Annotated in this window: 17 protein-coding genes; 6 read left to right on the top strand and 11 right to left on the bottom strand. The window is 62.3% G+C overall.

The features are described 5' to 3' along the window. The first annotated feature begins 11 nt into the window (after positions 1 to 11). Positions 12 to 1121, top strand: a complete 1110-nt coding sequence (locus tag J3P73_RS19625) for a sn-glycerol-3-phosphate import ATP-binding protein UgpC (protein ID WP_018073663.1) — start codon at positions 12 to 14, stop codon at positions 1119 to 1121. 86 nt (positions 1122 to 1207) lie between these two features. On the opposite strand, the gene J3P73_RS19620 is transcribed toward J3P73_RS19625, so the two are convergent. After that, positions 1208 to 1681: a cupin domain-containing protein gene (locus tag J3P73_RS19620; RefSeq protein ID WP_018073664.1), complete on the bottom strand. Its 474-nt coding sequence runs from the start codon at positions 1679 to 1681 to the stop codon at positions 1208 to 1210. A 114-nt stretch (positions 1682 to 1795) separates the two neighbouring features. On the opposite strand from J3P73_RS19620, the gene J3P73_RS19615 reads away from it, so the two are divergent. Next, positions 1796 to 2338: a carboxymuconolactone decarboxylase family protein gene (locus tag J3P73_RS19615; protein ID WP_018073665.1), complete on the top strand. Its 543-nt coding sequence runs from the start codon at positions 1796 to 1798 to the stop codon at positions 2336 to 2338. 4 nt (positions 2339 to 2342) lie between these two features. Here the strand turns inward: J3P73_RS19615 and J3P73_RS19610 are convergent, their stop codons facing one another. The 8 genes from J3P73_RS19610 to J3P73_RS19575 all read right to left on the bottom strand — a co-directional run bounded on the left by J3P73_RS19610 (position 2343) and on the right by J3P73_RS19575 (position 14381). Next, a complete protein-coding gene (locus J3P73_RS19610) occupies positions 2343 to 4445 on the bottom strand; it encodes a beta-galactosidase (RefSeq protein ID WP_075225453.1) in 2103 nt (700 codons plus the stop codon). A 108-nt stretch (positions 4446 to 4553) separates the two neighbouring features. Beyond that, positions 4554 to 5429 (bottom strand): 2-hydroxy-3-oxopropionate reductase, encoded by an 876-nt coding sequence (locus J3P73_RS19605; RefSeq protein WP_130673028.1) that lies wholly within the window; start codon positions 5427 to 5429, stop codon positions 4554 to 4556. Further along, complete coding sequence (otnI, locus tag J3P73_RS19600) at positions 5426 to 6220, bottom strand: 2-oxo-tetronate isomerase (RefSeq protein WP_130692511.1); 795 nt, start codon at positions 6218 to 6220, stop codon at positions 5426 to 5428. The genes J3P73_RS19605 and otnI overlap by 4 nt, the downstream gene beginning before the upstream one ends. A gap of 10 nt (positions 6221 to 6230) precedes the next feature. After that, entirely contained in the window at positions 6231 to 7958 is a 1728-nt protein-coding gene (locus tag J3P73_RS19595) for an ABC transporter ATP-binding protein (RefSeq protein ID WP_130692509.1), read from the bottom strand. Positions 7959 to 7968: 10 nt separating this feature from the next. After that, positions 7969 to 9159 carry an ABC transporter permease gene (locus J3P73_RS19590; RefSeq protein ID WP_024319347.1) on the bottom strand — a complete coding sequence of 397 codons (1191 nt, stop codon included), beginning with the start codon at positions 9157 to 9159 and terminating at the stop codon, positions 7969 to 7971. 10 nt (positions 9160 to 9169) lie between these two features. Then, on the bottom strand, positions 9170 to 10156 hold the full coding sequence (locus tag J3P73_RS19585; RefSeq protein WP_018073671.1) for an ABC transporter permease: 987 nt from the start codon (positions 10154 to 10156) through the stop codon (positions 9170 to 9172). Positions 10157 to 10260: 104 nt separating this feature from the next. Next, positions 10261 to 12369, bottom strand: coding sequence for a family 10 glycosylhydrolase (locus tag J3P73_RS19580; protein WP_024319348.1), 2109 nt, complete (start codon positions 12367 to 12369; stop codon positions 10261 to 10263). A gap of 86 nt (positions 12370 to 12455) precedes the next feature. Beyond that, entirely contained in the window at positions 12456 to 14381 is a 1926-nt protein-coding gene (locus J3P73_RS19575; RefSeq protein ID WP_018073673.1) for an ABC transporter substrate-binding protein, read from the bottom strand. Positions 14382 to 14562: 181 nt separating this feature from the next. Between J3P73_RS19575 and J3P73_RS19570 the strand changes: the two genes are divergently transcribed. Continuing rightward, positions 14563 to 15582: a LacI family DNA-binding transcriptional regulator gene (locus J3P73_RS19570; protein ID WP_024319349.1), complete on the top strand. Its 1020-nt coding sequence runs from the start codon at positions 14563 to 14565 to the stop codon at positions 15580 to 15582. Here the strand turns inward: J3P73_RS19570 and J3P73_RS19565 are convergent. Beyond that, on the bottom strand, positions 15579 to 16346 hold the full coding sequence (locus tag J3P73_RS19565) for a TIM barrel protein (RefSeq protein ID WP_130692507.1): 768 nt from the start codon (positions 16344 to 16346) through the stop codon (positions 15579 to 15581). The genes J3P73_RS19570 and J3P73_RS19565 overlap by 4 nt on opposite strands. Positions 16347 to 16489: 143 nt before the next feature. On the opposite strand from J3P73_RS19565, the gene J3P73_RS19560 reads away from it, so the two are divergent. Both J3P73_RS19560 and J3P73_RS19555 read left to right on the top strand, forming a co-directional pair. Then, positions 16490 to 17278, top strand: a complete 789-nt coding sequence (locus J3P73_RS19560; protein WP_018481735.1) for an SDR family NAD(P)-dependent oxidoreductase — start codon at positions 16490 to 16492, stop codon at positions 17276 to 17278. 175 nt (positions 17279 to 17453) lie between these two features. After that, positions 17454 to 17918, top strand: coding sequence for an RrF2 family transcriptional regulator (locus tag J3P73_RS19555; protein ID WP_024319352.1), 465 nt, complete (start codon positions 17454 to 17456; stop codon positions 17916 to 17918). A gap of 1 nt (position 17919) precedes the next feature. On the opposite strand, the gene J3P73_RS19550 is transcribed toward J3P73_RS19555, so the two are convergent. Continuing rightward, positions 17920 to 19047: a monooxygenase gene (locus J3P73_RS19550; protein WP_024319353.1), complete on the bottom strand. Its 1128-nt coding sequence runs from the start codon at positions 19045 to 19047 to the stop codon at positions 17920 to 17922. Between the two features lie 164 nt (positions 19048 to 19211). On the opposite strand from J3P73_RS19550, the gene J3P73_RS19545 reads away from it, so the two are divergent. Beyond that, the gene (locus J3P73_RS19545; protein WP_207580014.1) at positions 19212 to 19988 is read left to right on the top strand and encodes a metallophosphoesterase family protein; all 777 of its coding nucleotides are present in this window, start codon (positions 19212 to 19214) and stop codon (positions 19986 to 19988) included. Positions 19989 to 20021: the final 33 nt, after the last annotated feature.

Raw genomic sequence — 20021 nt, 5'->3', positions numbered from 1 at the left:
GGAGTACTCCCTTGGCACCGATCTCCATTCGTGGCGTGAAGAAAAACTACGGCAAGACCCCCGTCGTTCACGGCGTCGATCTCGACATCCAGTCGGGCGAGTTCATCGTCATCCTCGGCCCGTCCGGGTGCGGCAAGTCCACGCTGCTGCGTATGATCGCCGGCCTCGAGGAAATCACCGGCGGTGAAATCGCCATTGACGGCCGCGTCGTCAACCAGCTGGAGCCGCGCGAGCGCGGCTGTGCCATGGTGTTCCAGAACTATGCGCTTTATCCGCATATGAGTGTTGCCGAGAATATCGGCTACGCATTGAAGGTGGCCGGCGTCTCGAAGGCGGAGCGTCAGCGGCGCATCGGCGAGGTCGCCAAGGCGCTCAGCCTCGAACCCTTCCTCGACCGTCGGCCCGCCGCTCTTTCCGGCGGTCAGCGCCAGCGCGTCGCCATGGGCCGCGCGATGATCCGCGAGCCGAAGGTGTTTCTCTTCGACGAGCCGCTGTCGAACCTCGACGCCAAGCTGCGCATCGCCATGCGCGCCGAAATCCGCCGCCTGCACCGCCGCCTCGGCGCCACGTCAATCTTCGTCACGCATGACCAGACCGAGGCGATGACGCTGGCCGACCGGCTGGTGGTGATGAATGGCGGCAGGGTGGAGCAGGTCGGCACGCCGGAAGAGGTTTATCATCATCCGGTCTCGCGTTTCGTTGCAGGCTTCGTCGGCACGCCGGCGATGAACCTGCTCGAGGGCACAATCAATGACGAGGGCGTCTTCGTCTACGATCAAAGCCGCAAAGTCGCGCTGCCGCGCGAGCGCGCCGCACCGCTGAAAGGCAAACGCGTCGTGCTCGGCATGCGCGCCGAGGCCGCCCGGCTGGTCGCCCCGGATGCTCCCGGCGCCCTCACCGCAACGGCCGATTTCATCGAAGAGCTCGGCGCAAGCCGCGTCGTCCACGCCGATTTCGATGGGCTGCCCTTTGCCGTGGCGCTGACTGAGGCCGTGAAGGTGAAGTCGGGCGATCCGATCGGCATCGCGATCGATTACGACCAGATCCACCTCTATGCCGCCGATACCGGCCGGGTCATCGAGAACCCCGCCATGAGCGGTGTCGGTGCTGTTCACGCCTAAAGCGGTCTGCGATGATCCTTTGCGAGGATCTTGGCAGAGCGTTCGGCGGCTGAGGATGTCAGCCGCTTGCTCGATCGTGAATTGCTCTATCGGTGGATCGGGTCGATCCACGCAACGTCTTCCGGCTTTTCGACCGGCTCGATGTCGAGGTTGACGACGACCGGTTCCTGGCCTGAGCGGACGAGAACGCACTCCAGCGTCTCGTCGCGGCTGGCGTTGATCTCTTGATGCGGCACATAGGGCGGAACGTAGATGAAGTCGCCGGGGCCGGCCTCGGCGGTATATTCCAGATGCTCGCCCCAGCGCATGCGGGCCTTGCCCTTGACCACGTAGATGATGCTTTCGAGATCGCCGTGGTGATGGGCGCCAGTCTTGGCATTGGCATGGATCGTGACCGTGCCGGCCCAGATCTTCTCGGCCCCGGCGCGCGCATTGTTGATCGCGGTCGCGCGGTTCATGCCCGGCGTCTGCGTGGTGTTCGGATCGAGCGAATTGCCGGGAATGACCTTGACGCCATGTTCCCGCCAGTCGACATGATGATGCTCGTGATCGTCGCTCATGCCTTGCCTCCAGCTTCGATTTTATCAGTCTAGGCTCGAGCTGGGCGGTGGCCAAGTGGATTTGCGGCTGTGCTGCCGCACATAGCTTCTGTGCACAAGGAAAGGACGGACCCGATGAGCCACCTCCCGCAGATCGATTACGATACCGCTTCGGAAGAGGTTTGTGCGGCGCATGACGAGGAAGTCAGGCTGCGCGGGCGGATGACCAACATGAAGCGCACACTGCTGCATTCGCCAGCCGCCCATCGCATCTATGCCGAATGGTTCACGCTGCGGGCCGAGCTTGATCCTGCTGTCAGCGACCGGGCGATCTGGATCTTCTCGCATGCGATCTCGAAGGCGGCGAAATCGAAGATCGCCATCACCTTCTTTCGCCGGGCGCTGATCAACAAGGGTTTCAATCCCGATGCGCTGAAGTTTTCAGACGAGGAAGCGCTGCTCGACACCTTCGGCAGGGCGATCGTCGCGGATTCCAACGCCGTTCCCGCCAAACTCTGGGCAGAGCTGAAAGAGCGCTACGAGACCAAGGTGCTCGTCGATCTCGTCGCCTTCGCCGGCATCATGCTGGCGACCGCCGTCTTCAACAATGTCGTCGAGGTCGATTTCGATCCCGAGCTTGAAGCCTTTGCCGAAGGCGCCAGTTCATCCGCATCCTGAAGTTTCAGCTATCAAGCGGCAGGATCAGCACATCGCGCGGCGGCACCTCGATGCCACTATTGCCGATATGGTCCATCGGCCAGACTGCCTGGCTTTGCGCAAGCGTTCCCCGGGCGAGCGTCACCTCGGTCTTCTGCGCCGCCCTTGTCGGATTGACGAGCCAGAGGAAGCTGCCCTTTTCTCCCTCGTGGATACGGGCGAAGAGTGCAGCATTCGACAGCGTCACGTGGCGCTTCTTCCCGCTCCATCTCAATAGCTCGGCGAAGAAAGCGCCGTTCGCCTTCCCCTGCGTGCGGTAATAGGCCACGGAAGGATTGGTGCCGATCAGCAGCGTGCGGCCCTTGCCATAGGCATTTTCGACGACGGCAAGACGGCCGTCGGTGAAGTGGCCGCGTCCCGTTCCGCCGGTCAGCCGATAAGACTGCAGGAAGCCGCCACCGTCGACCGCCGCGCCGTCGAGATCGAAATGGATGCGGTCGCCGATATCGGGCATGAATTCGACGTCCTCCTCGCGCGCGCCGAAGACCTCGTCGAGGCCCATGTTCGGCTGCACGGTGCCGACATGGCCGCGATCGCCGAAATAGCCGGGGCATGCCTCGGCAATCAGCGTGCCGCCGTTTTCGACCCAGGCTTTCAGGCTCCTTGCCTGCTCCGATGTGAACATGATCGGATAGGGGAAATAGAGGAAATCATAGGCTGCGATATCGTCGATATGCACCCAGTCCGGCTGCACGCCATTTTCGAGAAAGGCGCGATAGGCCCCCCACATGGCTTCGGGATAGGGCTTTTCCTTGCGGTCGTGGTTCAGGAGGTGGTCAAATTCCTGCGTTTCGCGAACGACGAGGATGCCGACCTCGCCGCGCACGGGCTTTGCTTCCCAGAGGGGGCCTTGCGCCTTGTCATTTGCCCATTTCGCCATGGCGCTTGCCATATCGGAGCGCGGCGTGCGCGAGCCGTCCATGCCGTAGGAGCCGAAAGCGCCGAAGAGCGGACCGTCGAGCAGCGGGCGCCAGCGCAGATTGATCACGCCGCGGGCGCCGCCGGCAAGTGAGGTCATGCTCCAGAGGCGGATATCCTCGGGCTCGACGACGCGGCCATCCTCCTTGTCGCGGCCGATCACCTGCGGCTGCAGCCAGAGCGGGCCGCCCTGGCGTTCGGCATGCCAGAACGGCTTGCCGCGGGCGGCGGCGCGGTTGATGTCGACGCCGTACCAGTTCCTCCAGGCTTCCGACCCCTTGCGGGCCTGGATCCAGGTGAAGCCGTAGACCTCGACCTTGGAGGCGGCGAGCCAGTCGTCGCAGCCGTTGGCCGCCATGTTGGGAATTGCGCCCGATATGCCGTGGGCGGCGATCACATTCTTGCTGTCGACGGCGCGGATCGTGTCGATGCGCCACTGCATCTGGTCGTAGAAATTGTCGCGCTTGAACTGCAGCCAGTCGATGCATTCGGGATAGGGCGCCATGTGCACCGGCGGCTCGATATCGTCCCATTCGGCATAACTGTAGCGGTACCAGGCTTTCGCCAGGACCTTCAGGCTGCCGTATTTCTTTTCCAGCCATTTGCGAAAGGCTGATTTGGCATAGGGGCTGTAATCGACATCGGCGGAATAGTTGCACTCGTTCCAGACGTCGTAGCCATAGATCGCCGGATGATCCTTATAGCGGGTGGCGAGCGCGGTCAGGAACTTGCCGGCGGCTTCCTTCACTTCGGGGCAGTTTAGCGTCAAGGCGCCGGCGCCGCCACCATTGTTGGAGAAGCCGCCGGTCGCCGACGAGACGCCCATATAGGAACCGAGTTTCGTGCCGTCGGCATTGACCTGCAACGCATAAGCGTATTTGCGCACCGCCCAGTCGGGCACGGCATGGATCAGCTCGGCGATAATGGTCTTGATGCCGTTTGCGGCGGCAAGGTCCATCTGACGATCATATTCCTCCCAGTCATAGACGCCGGGAGCAGTTTCGATCGCGCTCCACATAAACCAGTGGCGGAAGATGTTGAGGCCGTCCTGCCCAGCGGTGGCGTAGTCGCGTTCCCAATCCTCGCGGGGCGGATTCGACTTGCGGAAATAGACGGCGCCGTAGGGCAACTGGATATCTTTGTTGAGCATTTTCCTATCCTTTTCTATCGATGCCCGGACATGGCTTCGCCGTCCGGAAAGAAGGCTCCGGCAGTCGGCAATCGAAGATGTCGTCCGGTTATTCTAAAAAGCGTTGATCTAGCGCGGTCCTCCGGCGAGGAGTTCCAGGGTGCGGATGAGGGCGGAATGGTCGCGTTCGCCGTCGCCATTGGCGATCGCCGCATTCATCAGCTGTTGCGTGGCGGCCGTGTTCGGCAGCGACAGATCGAGTGCGCGGGCGGCATCGACGGCAAGCGTCATGTCCTTGCGGTGCAGGCGGATGCGGAAGCCGGGCTCGAAGGTCTGCTTGACCATGCGCTCGCCATGCACTTCCAGAATGCGCGAAGCGGCAAAGCCGCCCATCAGTGCAGAGCGCACCTTGGCCGGATCGGCGCCGGCACGCTTGGCAAACAGCAGCGCTTCGGCAACCGCCTCGATCGTCAGACCGACGATGATCTGGTTGGCGACCTTGGCCGTCTGGCCGTCGCCGCTACCGCCGACATGGGTGATGCTCTTGCCCAAATTTTCGAAAAGCGGCTTGGCGCGCTCGAATACCTGCTCCTTGCCGCCAACCATGATCGTCAGCGATGCGGCCTTGGCGCCGAGCTCACCGCCGGAAACCGGGGCATCGAGATAGTCGCAGCCGAGCGCCTCGATGCGTTTGGCGAAAGTCTTGGTGGCGACCGGCGAGATCGAGCTCATGTCGATAACCAGCTTGCCCTGGGAGAGGCCGGAGGCGACGCCGTCTTCGCCGAACAGCACCGCCTCGACATCTGATGTATCCGGCAGCATCAGGATGACGATGTCGGAGGCGCGCGCCACCGCCCTGGCGCTGGCGGCGGCTTTGCCGCCCTTGTCGACAAGATGTTGCGAAGCCTCCTTCACCCGGCTCAGGTGCAGCGTGTGGCCGGCGTCGATCAGGTGTTCCGCCATCGGGCGGCCCATGACGCCCAGTCCGATAAATCCGATGTTCATGCTGTCCTCGCTGACTTCAGATAGGGTTTCATCCAGCCGAGGCCTTCGCTGGTGCCGGATTTCGGCTTGTACTCGCAGCCCACCCAGCCGTTGTAACCGAGGCGGTCGAGCTCGGAGAGGATGAAGTGGTAGTTGATCTCGCCGGTGCCGGGTTCGTTGCGGCCGGGATTGTCGGCGATCTGCACATGGGCGATCTTCTCCTTCAGCCTTGTGAAGGTGGGGATCAGGTCACCCTGCATGATCTGCATGTGGTAGAAATCATACTGGATGTAGAGATTGTCCGAGCCGACCCGGTCGAGAATGCGTTCGGCATCAGCGGTGGTCGACAGGAAGAAGCCGGGAATATCGCGCAGGTTGATCGGCTCGACCAGCAGCCTGACGCCGACGTCGGCACAACGCTTTGCTGCATATTTCAGATTATCGACCAGCACCGTTTCCAGCGTTTGAAGGTCCGCACCCTTCGGCGCCAGCCCGGAGATGACATTCACCTGCCGGCAATCGAGCGCTGCGGCATAATCGAGCGACTGCGCGATCCCGTTGCGGAACTCCTCTACTCGCTCCGGCAGGCAGGCGATGCCGCGCTCGCCGCCGGCCCAGTCGCCTGATGGCACGTTGAAGAGCGCCTGTTTCAGGCCGCTCGCCTTCAGCGCCTCGGCGACCTTCTCCTTGGGTTCGGCATAGGGGCCGAGATACTCGAGGGCGCCGAAGCCGTCCTTTGCGGCTGCCGTGAAACGGTCGAGAAAGGGCAGGTCCTGGTAGAGGAAGGAAAGGTTGGCAGAAAATTTCGGCACGGGATCGTCCTTAAATATTGGCAGGCGCGACGAAACGATGCCGGTGCAGCATGCGCTTGTCGCGAGGGTCGGGATTGGGCACGGCGGAGATGAGGCTCTTCGTATAGGCCTCTTCGGGAGCGGTGCAGATCTGTTCGGCCTCGCCAAGTTCGACGATTTTGCCGCGATGCATGACGGCGACGCGATCGCAGAAATAACGCACGACCGAAATATCGTGCGAAATGAAGATGAAGCTCAGGTTCAGCCGCTGACGGATATCGAGCAGCAGGTCGAGGATCTGGCTGCGGATCGAGACATCGAGTGCCGACGTCGCCTCATCGGCGATGATGATGCGCGGATCGAGCGCAAGGGCGCGGGCGATGCCGATGCGCTGGCGCTGCCCGCCGGAGAAGGCATGGGGATAACGCTCCATAGCTATCGGGTCGAGGCCGACCAGACGCATCAGTTCAGCGACGCAGTCCTCCAGCGCCTTGCCCTTGGCCAGCCCGTTGACAACAAGCGGATCGCCGATCACTTCCTTGACGGTCATGCGCGGATTGAGCGAGGCGAAAGGGTCCTGGAAGACCAGGCGGACCTCGCGGTGGAAGGTGCGGAGTTCGCGCTTGGTGAGTTTCGTGACGTCGATCTCGCTACCGTCCTTGCCGCGATAGCTGATGCTGCCCGATGTCGGCTCGACGGTGCGCAGGATGAGCCGGCCGAGCGTCGTCTTGCCGGAGCCGCTTTCGCCGACGATACCGAGGTTTTCGCCGGGATAAAGATCGAAGCTGGCGTCGTCGACGGCGCGCAGCGTGTTTGATTTGCCGTGCCAGCCGTAGATCTTGCCGAGATTGCGGACGGACAGGATCGGCTGCGGCGCCTCCGGCGAGAGCGCCACGGCGGGCAGCCGGCCTTCGACATGGTGGGTGAGCTTGATCGTCGAGGCCAGCAACTGCCGGGTATAGGGATGCTCGGCGGCATGGTAGATCGCATCCACTGGGCCGCGTTCGACGATGCGGCCGAAGCGCATGACGGCGACGTCATCTGCCACTTCGGCGACGATCCCCATGTCATGGGTGATGAGCAGCATGGCCATGCCGCGTTCGACCTGCAATCGCTTGATCAGGTCAAGGATTTCGGCCTGGGTGGTGACGTCGAGCGCCGTCGTCGGTTCGTCGGCGATGAGAATGTCGGGATTGCCGGCAAGCGCCATGGCGATCATGGCGCGCTGGCGCATGCCGCCGGAGAACTCGAAGGTGTAGCGGTCGGCCATCTTGTCCGGATTCGGAATTTCGACCTGGCGCAGCAGTTCGATGGTCCTTTCGCGGGCGGCACGCTGATCGAGATTGCTGTGCAGGCGCACGGCCTCGATGATCTGCGAGCCAATGGTATGGACCGGTGACAGCGAGCTCATCGGCTCCTGGAAGATCAGGCCGATACGACGGCCGCGGATGGCGCGCATCGCCCGGTCGGACGGTTTCAGCGCGGCGATATCGGTGATGCCGTTACTCCCGGTGACCCCGTCGCCGTTGCTAAGCAGGATGCGGCCGGAAACGATGCTGCCGGGGCTGTCGACGATCTGCAGGAGCGAGCGGGCGGTGACGCTCTTACCGGAGCCGCTTTCGCCGACGAGGCAGAGCGTCTCACCGCGCTTCAGCTCGAAGCTGACATTTTCGACGGCGTGCAGGATGTGGGTGCGCAGCCTGAAATCGATCGAGAGGTTTTCGACGGAGAGAACGACGTCTTCTGAAAGATCGGTCATGGTTTCCTCCTCAATTGTCATAGGGGTCGGCGGCATCGCGCAGGCCGTCGCCGAAGAAATTAAAGGACAGGACGGCGATGACGACTGCGAGCGACGGCCAGATCAGCAGCCACGGCGCGGTCGCGACGGTGCGGATGTTCTGCGCATCTTGCAGCAGTACGCCCCAACTGACGACCGGCGGCTTGAGGCCGATGCCGAGGAAGGAAAGCGAGGTCTCGGCGACGATCATGGTCGGCACGGCCAGCGTCACGACCGCAAGGATATGGCTCGTCAGCGATGGCAGGATATGACGGAAGATCAGCCGCGCCTCGCTCGATCCGTCGAGCCGGGCGGCAACGACGAAATCCTCGCTGCGCAGAGCCAGGAACCGGCCGCGCACCTCTCGCGCCAGGCTGGTCCAGCCAAGCAGCGAGACGATGATCGTTATGACGAAGTAGACATTGACCGGCGACCATGTCAGCGGGATCGCCGCCGCCAGGCCAAGCCACAGCGGAATGGTCGGCATGGCGCTGACGACCTCGATGACACGCTGGATCAGCGTATCCACCCAGCCGCCGTAAAAGCCGGAGATGGAGCCGAGCACGACGCCCAGGATCAGCGACATGGCGACGCCGACGAGGCCGATCGACATGGATACGCGGGTGCCGTAGACGAGGCGCGAGAAGACGTCGCGGCCGAGCCGATCGGCGCCGAGCAGATACATCGGGTCGTTCTGGTTGAGCGGGCCGATCAGATGCCGGTTCATCGGGATCAGGCCCCAGAGGTCATAGGCCGCGCCTTTGACGAAGAAGCCGATCGGCACCACCTTGGTATCGTCGACGACGAAGGTGCGGCGCAGCGCCACCTTGTCGATCTCGACCTTGTAGCCCTTCACATGGAAATTGAACTCCGAACTGCCGTCCGGCTTTTCCACGAAGAAGCTGAAGCCTTGCGGCGGGGCATAGGTATATTGCGGCCGAGAGGTCATCGGCAAAGCCGGCGCCAGGAATTCGGCGAAGAGGCCGACCAGATAGAGGAAGAGGATGATGGCGCCGGCCACCATCGCCACCTTCTGGCGGATCAGTTTGCCGGCGACCAGCCGCCAAGGGCCGATCGCGGCGGTCGAGACGGTCTTGCCCTGTTTCAGCGGGCTGATCGACGGGCCATCGGCAACAGTGTGAAGCGGACCCGCGTGGTTTCCGAAGGTTTCGTGCGTGCTCATCGCGTCCCCCTCAATTGAACCGGATGCGCGGATCGAGCAGCGCCAGCAGCAGATCCGACAGCAGCATGCCGACGAGGGTGAGCGCGCTCAGAAGCAGGATGAAACTGCCGGCGAGATACATATCCTGCGAAATCAGCGCGCGGAAAAGCAGCGGGCCGGCGGTCGGCAGGTTCAGCACGATGGCGGTGATCGTCACGCCAGAGACGAGGTGCGGCAGAACCCAGCCGATCGCCGAGACGAAGGGATTGAGCGCGATTCTGACCGGATATTTCAAGATGACCTTGTATTCCGGCAGTCCCTTGGCGCGGGCGGTGACGACATATGGTTTGTGCAGTTCGTCGGTCAGGTTGGCGCGCAGGATGCGGATCATCGCTGCCGTTCCGGATGCGCCGATGATAATGATCGGGATCCAGAGATGGGCGAGGAAATCGCCGACCTTGGCGAGGCTCCAAGGCGCCTCGGCATACTCAGGCGAGATCAGCCCGCCGACGCTCTGGCCGAGATATTTATAGGCGATGTACATCAGCGTCAGCGCCAGGATGAAGTTCGGCACCGCAAGGCCGATGAAGCCGAGAAAGGTGAAGACGTGGTCGCCGATGGAGTGGCGGCGGACAGCGGAATAGATGCCGATCGGCAAAGCCACGACCCAGACGAAGAGCAGGCTCAAGAGCGAGATTACCAGCGTCGAGCCCATGCGCGCCCAGATCAGCCCGGAGACGGGCTGGCCCCACTCGAAGGAGTAGCCGAAGTCGCCGCGGCTGACGATGCCCCAGATCCATTTCAGATATTGGACATAGAAGGGGTCGTCGAAGCCGTAGATTTCCTTCAGCCGCTCGATCTGCGCCGGATCGACGGTCTGGCCGCTGTCGCTCATGGTGGCGATCATCGACGTTAGATAGTCACCCGGCGGCAGCTGGATGATCAGGAACGAGATCAGCGACATGCCAAACAAGGTCGGGATCATGTAGAGCACGCGCTTGAAGATATAGCCAAGCATCGAAACGTTTCTCCTCCCGTCGGGAACGCTGTGAGGCGATTCCCCCGGATCTTCACCCGCCTTCGGCCCTCCAGGCCGAAAGCGCTCCTCCGTCGCGTGTCACCTCATTTCCAGGTGATGTGCAGGACCTCCAGCCGATCGATACCAGGTACCTCCACCTGGGCGCGGCCATTCCCGAAGCTGAAGCTTGCGGCGCGGTCGGCAACGACGAGCCACGCCTTCGCCACCGATCGGCCCTCCGGAATCTCCACCGAAACGGTCTGCGCTGCCAGAGGGTAATTGTCGCGGATCGGACCTTTCATCATCATCGGATTGGTGAGGTTGAAGAGGCTGAGCGCCAGGCCCTCACCGTTTTCGCGCAGCGCCAGATCGATGACGCCCTTGCCCTTGACGGTGACACGCGGCGTCTTGCCGAGTGCCCAATGGACGGCGTTGGCGATGAGCCGCGCATGATCGACCGCAAAGACCTCCCAGAAGATCTCGCCGATGTTCCAGGGGATGTAAACCGTGCGGCCACCCTTGCCAGTCTCGCGGGCGATGACGGCAGCGCCTTTCGGCTCTTCACGCGGATAGACCTCTTCCATCGGCAGATCGGGAAAGTCGGGGATATAAAGGAAGGGAGTCTTGGCATCGGCCGACGGTTCGGCGTGGATCAGGCGGGTGCCGCCCATGATGCGTTCGGCGTCGTCGAAATCCCGATTGATCGGGTGATCGCCGGAAAGGGCGACATAGGTGTTCTTGACGATGCCGCGCGGGCCGGAGACGTATTTGGCGCCGAGCACGTCGGCCAGGCCGAAGTCGGCACGCCTCTTGCCGAATTCATCACGCAGCGAGGTCTCATAAGAGGCAATCACGCTGCCGCCACGATCGACATAGGCGCGGATCGCCGCGTTCTGCGCATCCGAAAGGCAGGAGGCGTTGGCGAGAATGATCAGCTTGAAGCGGTCGAGGTTTTCCTCGGTCAGCACCTGGTCCGAGAGCAGCTCGAAGGGCAGCCGGGCTTCGACGAGGGCGTGATAGAGACCGAGATCGTGCTTCTCGGCGGAATGCCGCTCTTCCGGCGCCCAGTGGCGCAGCGTTGTCGAGGGATCGATGACGGCGATTTCAGCGGTCGGCTTCATGCTTTCCAGCACGGGCTCGACGGCTGCCTGCAGGCCGAAGGCGTCGGCCACCGGCTCGACCCAGCGTTTGTCGGGCACGACACCGTTGAACTTGGTGAACCAGGCATAGAGACCGTGGGCAGTGCCGTCATTGATCCAGAGCTGCATCTCCTCACCCGAGGTGACGGCATCCTTCCAGCGATATTCCTCCTCCGGGCCGATCGAGGTGATCAGCACGACCGGGCGGTCGGGGAAGGTGGCGCGAATGCGCTTGCCGTTGCGGCCGGCCGACCAGCCGAGCTCGAGCCCCTTGCGGCCCTGATGGTCGACGACGAGGAAGGGGCAGTGCCTGGCGATGACCGAGAGGTCGAATTCCATCAGCGACGCGCCGCCCATGTTCGGAATGAAGCTCGCATGCGGGCGGATCGCTTTGACGGCATCGTCCCATTGCGCGATCATGTCGGTGAGCACGCGGCGGCGCCATTGCACCCAAGCCTGCCAGGCCGGATCCTCGGCATCGGGTTTTACCGGCAGGGCGTGGCCGGACATATCCTTGAAGCGGCGGGCGCTGTCTTCGCTATAATCGACGCCGTGGCCCTGCCAGCGATTGGCGAAGACCGCATCGATATCGTATTTGCGGACGATCTCCTTGACCACCTCAGGCATGAAGAGGCTGTTGTAGTCGCCATAGGCATTGGTGACCCAGACATCGGGATAGGCCCAGTGGCGGCGCGGCGTGCCGTCGGCATTGATCATCACCCATTCCGGATGGGCTTTGGCGGCATCGTCATGGATCGCATGCGGGTCGACGCGGGCCATGACATGCATGTCGAGCTTGCGGGCGGCGTCGACGAGCGCGCCGAAGATGTCCTTGTCGCCGAGATATTTGCTCACATAGTGGTAGGGCACGTCGCTCGGATAATAGGCGATATAGCCGCCGGCGCTGAGGCAGACCGCGTTCGATTTCGTGCGTTTGAAGACATTGATCCAGAAGGCCGGGTCGTATTTCTCCGGGTCGTCTTCCACGAAGGTCAGCTGGGTCCAGCGGGTCGCGGTCTTGAACCAATCCGGCGTCCTCAGCGTGTGGGTGTTCTGTTTTCTGGCGTCGAGCATCGTCTTCATCCAATCATTGGCAAAGAAGGCCCCCGGCGCCGACCGGCTCGTCGGGCGCCTGGTATGGCTCATGAGGTTGAAGGCCATTAGGCCTTGTAGAACTGCTCCGGCATGGTCGGAGCGGGCGTCGGCCAGCCGAAGGAGTTCGGCATGATCTTCGTGATGTTCTTCATGTTGTTCTTGACGATGCCGTATCCATCAGGCGGCAGCGAGATGCCGAAGACATAGAAGTTGTCGGCGGCGCCTTGCAGGATCTGCTTCATGACCTCGCGCTGGCCTGATGAGTCGGAAGTCGCCTTCAGCTTGTCGTAGAGCGCAAGCTGGCTCTTCGTGCTTTCCGGCGGTTCCTCGGCATTGGCATTGGCGCGGTCGCGATACCAGAGTTGCCAGGCCGGGGCATACATGGCGTTGGCATCGGTCGGCACGTAGTAGCGTGGGTCGAGCATGGCGGCGACGCCGCCATTTGCGCCGAACTGGTGGGCGGTCGCGTCGAAATCGCGGCCCTGGCGGACGCGCGTCTCCCAGAGCGAACGGTCCATCGAGCGCATCTGCGCATCGATGCCGACCGCCTGGAACATCGGAATGACAAGCTGGAAGAGATCGAGGAAGACGGCGCGCGCCTGGTCGATCTCGAAGATGATCGTCAGGCGGCGGCCCTTTTCGTCGAGGCGGAAGTTCTGGTCGTCGCGCTTCGGCACGATCTGGTCGAGCATGGCATTCGCCTTGTCGACGTCATAGGCCGTGAACTGCGTGGCGAGCTGCTCGTTGTAAAGCGGATCTTCCTTCTTGATCGACGGCTGGGCAGCCGCCCCCTGGCCAACGAGGACGGCATCGATCAGCGACTGCCGGTCGAGTGCGGTCGAGAGTGCCGCACGGAAATCCTTGTTCCGGAAGAGCGTCCGCTTGGTCTCGTCATTGTGGTTCAGGTTGAAGATGAAATTCATCACATTGGCCTCGGTCGAAGTCAGCGTGTAGAAATCATAGCCGCCCTGCTCGCGCGCATCGTAGAGAACCGACTTGTTGTTGGGTGTGGCGATATACTGGTCCATCAGGTCGACTTCACCCTGCATGGCCTTCAGCAGCAGAACCTGCGGGTCGGCGACCATCTGGTAGACGATGCGGTCCATATAGGGCAGCTGGTTGCCCTCGGTGTCGACCTTCCAATAGTAGGGATTGCGCTCGGCAACGGCGCGTTCGGTGTTTTCGCCGGGCGCTATCGTGAACATCCAGGCATGCACGCAGGGCTTCTTCGAGGAGTTCAAGAAGAAGGCGTTGTCGTCCTGGAAACCGGCGGCCGCCTGGAAAGAGGCGATCCAGCTTTCGAAGCCGCGTTGCTTGGCGAGTTCATCGGCCTTCGGATTGAAGTCGATGTGGAACTGCTCGAGATAATGTTTCGGCGTGCGCGTCGTCTGGTCGTTGTTGGCCCAGGCGACCTGCAGCGGGAAAAGACCGTTCGGCTTGTCGAAGGTGACCTTGAAGGTCTGCTCGTCGACGATCTCCAACTTGGCCGGCTTGCCGCCGGACTTCCAATGATCCTGGCCGACGAAGGCGACGCGCTTGTCGGTAAAGACGGTGTCGTACCAGAACTTGATGTCGGCGGTGGTGTAGGGATGACCGTCCGACCACTTCATGCCCTTGCGCAGGCGGATCGTATAGACTCTGGAATCGGCGTCACCCTCGAAGGACTCGGCAACGTTCAGCGTCACGCCGGACCAGTCGGGCGTATAGCGCAGCAGCGGCTCATAGGCCTGGTAGCGGAACAGCATCGACAGCGAGCCACCGCCGACCAGCGCCATGTTCCAATCGCCACCGTATTTGCCGACGCTTTCGACCGGTTTGACGACGAGCGGATTTTCGGGAAGCCGGTCCTTCAGGGCCGGCAGGGCGCCGCTCGACACCTTCGTTTTCAGGATATCGGCTTCCTTGAACTCTGTGGCGAAAACCGGCAGCGCCGGCAAGATGAATACGGCCGATGTCCCGGCCAGAAACGCACGTCGTTTCAGCTTGATCATAGGGGTTATCCTCCAAAAATCCGTGCCCTTATTCATTATTTTGCTGTTGGGCTTGGGATGAGGGAAAGATTACATTTGGATATTGTTAGGTAAAGCGTTATGTTTTCGTTAGTGCGAAAATTTGCTTTTGGGATGCGGTTGATATAGCCAGCGTCCCATCAACCGAATGTAGGGGTGCCACGTGGGAAGCAGAGGCCGGGTTACATTGCAGACGATCGCGCGGGAGGTCGGCCTGTCGAAATATGCGGTGTCGCGGTCGCTTGCCGGCAAGAGCGGCGTCAGCGAGGAAACGCGCGCACTGATCCGCGAGACGGCGCAGCGCCTCGGCTATACGAGGCCAGCCGGGCAGGGTGCTGCAGGCGAGGTCGCCGTGGTCTTTCACGACCTGGATGCCGTCAATAGCGAGCTTTATATGCAGGTTCAGAACGGCGTGCAGCGCGAGGCGCACCGGCTGGGCATGACGCTGCGCCTCCGCTGGACCCATAATCAGGGGCAGTTGGAAGAGCTGGCACGCGCCTGTGACGGACTGATCCTCGTCGGCCCCCATGACCGCGAGGCAGTGGCGGCGGCGAGTGCCACGGGCGTTCCGATCGTACGTTTTGGCTGGGTCGATCCGCTGGAGCAGGCCGACCAGGTGACGGGTACGGATCATGAGGCGGGGCAGGCGGTGATCGAATATCTGGCCGGTCTCGGCCATCGCTCGATCGTTTATGTCTATGGCACGCCGGGCTTTCGGGGGCGGCAGGAGCGCTATTACGGTGCCCGCGAAGTCGCCGAACGTTATTCCGATGTTACCCTACACGTTATGCAGTTCGACGAGCAGAACGGCTTCGCGACGGCCTACCAGGCACTGAAGCAAAGGGGCATCCGGCCAACGGCCTTCTTCTGCGCCCATGATGGGTTGGCGCTGACCGTGGTGTCCGAACTGCTCGGTCAGGGATACCGCATTCCCGACGACGTCTCGGTCGTCGGTTTCGGCGATTTTTCGCCGGCGACGCAGATCTCGCCGGCGCTGACGACGGTGCGCATGGAGGGGCAGGAGTGTGGCGCCGTCGGCCTACGTCTGCTGCTCGAACGCATCGAGAATCCACGCCTGCCGGGCATGCCGGCACGACGCATCATGATCGCCTCGCGGATCATCGAACGCCGCTCGGCCGGCCCCTGCAAGGTGGCTGTGAGCCTCGACGTTGCCGATGCCTAGCCAAGCGAAGCGATCGCTGCCTTGACGGCGTCCGCACCCGGCTTTGTCGGCCGGTATTCCAGACCGACTGCACCGTTATAGCCATTAGCGAAGATCCAGCCGAGGCGGCGGGCAAGGTCGATGCTGCCTGAGCCCGGTTCGTTGCGACCGGGATGATCGGCGACATGGACATGGATAACGCGGTCGAGGCGACAGCCAAGCACCTCCTCGGTGCTCTCGTCCATGACGGCGGAATGGTAGATGTCGTAGACGATACCGATCTCGGGGCGGGCGACGGCATCGATGATGTCGAGGCCTTCGCGGGTTGAATCGAGGAAATAGCCGACATGGTCGATGCGAATGTTGAGCGGCTCGACGCCGAGGCGCACACCGCTGCCTTTGAGGATATCGGCGCCCGCTCTCAGCGTTTCGGTGATCGCCCGGCGCTGTTCTTCGCGGGTCAGGCCCGGGAGATCGTCGCCCGCCTGGGCAATCAGCACCGGCGCGCCGAGGCGCTTTGCGACAGTGACGGATTCGGCAAGACCTTTCAGCCAGGTCTGCCGGTTGGCGGCGTCGGTCAGCGCGATCATCGGTTCGGCGACGAGGCTGGAGACGGCAAGGCCGGTTTCCTTCAGCGCCGCCTCGATCGCGTCCAGATCCTTGTCGGTCCAGCGCCAGAATTCGATCGCCGTCAGGCCGGCCGCATGGGCGCGGCGGATGCGATCGGGAAAGCTGTCGCCCTCTTCGGCAAACAGCCACTCTATGCAGGCTGAATAACGTCGCATGAAAACTCCTCCCATCAGTTGATGCAGGCATGCGACAGATCGGCGTCTGCCGCAAGAGGAGCGCGGGCGCTTGACGCCCGGTGTTCATTGGCGGAACACTCAGCACATCAGGCCGGGATCTCCGGCCGTTTGCGGAGGAAGACATGGATCTCGGATTGAAGGGAAAGACTGCCGTCATAACGGGTGCGTCGGTCGGCATCGGACTGGCGATCGCCGAGGGGCTGGCGGCCGAGGGCGCCGACCTCGTGCTGGCAGCACGCGGCGGCGTACGGCTCGAGGCGGAAGCCGCCCGTATCGCCGATAAGTACGGCGTCAGCGCCGCGGCTGTCGCAGCCGATGTGGCGACGGTTGGGGGAACCGAGGCGATCATCGCGGCGGCGGCCGCAAAAGGCGGCGCCGATATCCTCATCAACAATGCCGGCACCGGATCGAACGAGACGGTGATGGAGGCGCCCGACGAGAAGTGGCAGGACTATTGGGACCTGCATGTGATGGCCGCCGTGCGGCTGGCGCGCGGCATCGCGCCACAGATGAAGGAACGGGGCGGCGGTGTGATCCTGCACAACGCCTCGATCTGCGCCGTCCAACCGCTCTGGTACGAGCCGATCTACAATGTCAGCAAGTCGGCGCTGATGATGTTTTCGAAGACGCTCTCGACCGAACTCATCAAGGACAATATCCGCGTCAACTGCGTCAATGCCGGCCTTATCCTGACGCCCGACTGGATCAAGACCGCCAAGCAATTGACGGCGGAAACCGGCGGCAACTGGGAAGGCTATCTGCAGAGCGTCGCCAACGAGCACGCCGCCTCCAAACGGTTCGGCACGCCGGAGGAACTGGCAAACGTCTTTGTCTTCCTCAGTTCGGAGCGTGCGAGCTATTGCATCGGCTCGACCTATTTCGTCGATGGCGGCATGCTGAAGACGATCTAACCGAAGAGGTCGGAAAGCGCGCGGCGGCCGGTCTTTCTCGAGGCTGCCGGGCGTTTCTGTGGACGTTGCCGATACAAGCTATAAATAATAGCTATTTTGTTGTATGTTCACGCTTTTGACGCTATTTGCCTGCTATTGGCAGGATAAATACTGCGATTTCTACAAGGCGACGACGATGCTGACGAAAAAGGGAAAATACGGGCTGAAGGCGCTGGTCGACCTGGCACGGCTGGCGCCGGGCGAGACCGCCTTCATCAATGACATCGCCGCCCGTAACAATATCCCGAAGAAGTTTCTCGATACGATCCTGCTCGAATTGCGCAATGTCGGCATCCTGCGCTCGAAGAAGGGGCCGGGCGGCGGCTATTCCCTGTCGCGGCCGGCCTCTGAAATCCGCATCGGCCATGTCATCCGCACGCTCGACGGGCCCTTAGCGCCGATCCGCTGCGCCAGCCGTACGGCTTACGAGGCCTGCGACGACTGTGCCGATCCGGAAACCTGTCAGGTGCGGCGCTCGATGACCGATGTTCGGGACGCGATCGCCGCCATTCTCGACAATATGACCCTCGAGCAGTTCGTCGCCGACGGCGGCCGCGTCGAAGGCGCGAAGGAAGAATTCCCAATCTCCGCGGCCAGCTGAATTAGAGCCTGCCGGGCTTCGACATATATTCGCCTGCGGTGTGCAACAGCTTATCCCGCGGCAGCGATAGCGCGTGAATGCGGGCATTGCGCCAATGGCGGTCGAGATTGAGGCCGATGCCGGCCGATGTTTCTCCTGCAAGTTCAAACAGCGCGTTTGCGGTGTCGAGTGCCGTTTCCCCGGCAAGGATTGCGGCGGCCGAGGCGGAAAAATGTGCGTCCGCCATTGCGGCCTCCACAGGATTGACCTGGGCAATGTCGAGTTTGCGGCCAGCCCGTTCCAAGGCTGCCGCCGTCGTTTCGATGCGGATGGCGTGCTTGCCGATCCCGGGCAGGACGGGCGTGCTGGGATCGCCGATCGCGGTCATCAGGTCGCTCCATGCAGCCCGGGCGATGCCCAGGCTAACGCCCGCCTTCAGCAGCAGGCCGAGCGAGATGCCGGTCGAATATCCGGACGAGGGGGCAGGGACAATCGCATCTGCATTGACGTGAAGCGTGCCGACGATCGCCGTCGCCGATCCATTGGTGCGCTGGCCGAAGCCATCCCAATCGTCGACCACCTGCACGCCTTCGTCGGTGCGTGCGAGGTAGAGTGTCACCGGGCGGCTGGGCGGAGCGGTGGCGGCAGCGGCGATCCAGTCGGCGAATAGAATACCGGGTGCCTGCCGCGTGCGCCCGCTCAGGCGGTAGCCTGGGCCTTCGGCGGTCAGTTCGGCCCCGTCGGTGAAGGCGGCGCCTGAAAGGCGGTCGCCGAGCAGCACACGGGCAAACAGCGATGCCTTCAAATCCTCGGCAGCCTGGGTGCGGAGCGTTTCCAGCGCGCAAAAATGATTTTCCAGCGCCTCGCCGATCGAAGCATCGCCCTCGGCGATGATTGCAACGATTTCGGCGAGCAGGGCGTTCGACACGTCGAGCCCTTCATGGTCTGGCGGAACAGTGATTGCCGTCAGTCCCGATACCGACAGCGCATCAAGCTCGGCAAAGGGCAGGATGCGGTTGATATCGCGCTCGCTCGCCTGATGCCGGAATGCGGCGGCGAGGCCCCGGGCCGTGGATATCGCCTCCTCTTCGCTTTCGATGCGATGCGCGGGAGGCCTCAGGCTCTCATGAAACTGCGATACCGTTCCCATCGGTCACTCTTTTCTCGACGGATACAGGAGTGAGGGATTGCCCCTCGAATGATAAGGCCGGTTTTTCTACAAAACGCGGGTGCTTTGAATTTTCTTACCAGCTTGATTGCCTTGTCCTTCACTCTACTTACGGTTAGGTGGGGCTTCCTTGATCGAGAAATATGATGAGCGACTCTCGTGCTCGCAACAGCGAGGTTTCGAAAATGGCACGCCAGCCGAGACCGCGCCTGACGCTGGATATTGCCGCTATTCCAACCTATGCGATCGGCGACATTCACGGTCGGTACGATCTGCTTGTGAAAGCCGAAGAGGCGATCCTGCGTGATGGCGCGCAGTTGCCCGGGCGTAAGCTGATCGTCACGCTCGGCGACTATATCGACCGCGGCCCGGAATCGTCACAGGTGATCGCCCATCTTATGGAGCCACCGCCAGATGGATTCGACCGCATCTGCCTTGCCGGCAATCACGAAGTCGCCATGCTCGACTATGTCGACGGCTGGATCTCCTATGACGATTGGATGCAGATGGGGTCAGCGGAGTCGCTCAAATCCTATGGCCTCGATCCGGAGCACCTGCCGCTGGTCTTTCCCTCCGGCGCGAAGCTCGATGCCTTCATCCGCCAGTCGCTGCTGCGGACGCATATCGATTTCATGCGGGCGATGCCCGTGCTGCTGGAGACCCCGAGCGTGATTTTCGTGCATGCCGGCATCAATCCGAAGCTGCGGCTCAGCGAGCAGACGGACGAGGATCTGGTGCTCATCCGCCAGCGGTTTCTCGAAAGCCGGGTGCCGTTGCCGAAACTCGTCGTTCACGGTCATACGCCGAACGACGAACCCGACATACGGCCGAGGCGGCTCAATCTCGATACGCGCGCCTTTCGCAGCGGCAAGCTCACCGTCGCCCGCTTGTGGCAGGGCAAGGTCCATCTGTTTTCGACCTGACTTCTGTGCCTGTTTCCCAGCCGATGCGTCGAT

This window comes from Rhizobium ruizarguesonis (assembly GCF_017357285.1).
GTDB classification, from domain to species: domain Bacteria; phylum Pseudomonadota; class Alphaproteobacteria; order Rhizobiales; family Rhizobiaceae; genus Rhizobium; species Rhizobium ruizarguesonis.
Note: the sequence above shows the minus strand (reverse complement) of the source record. Positions and strands in the feature narration are given on the sequence as shown.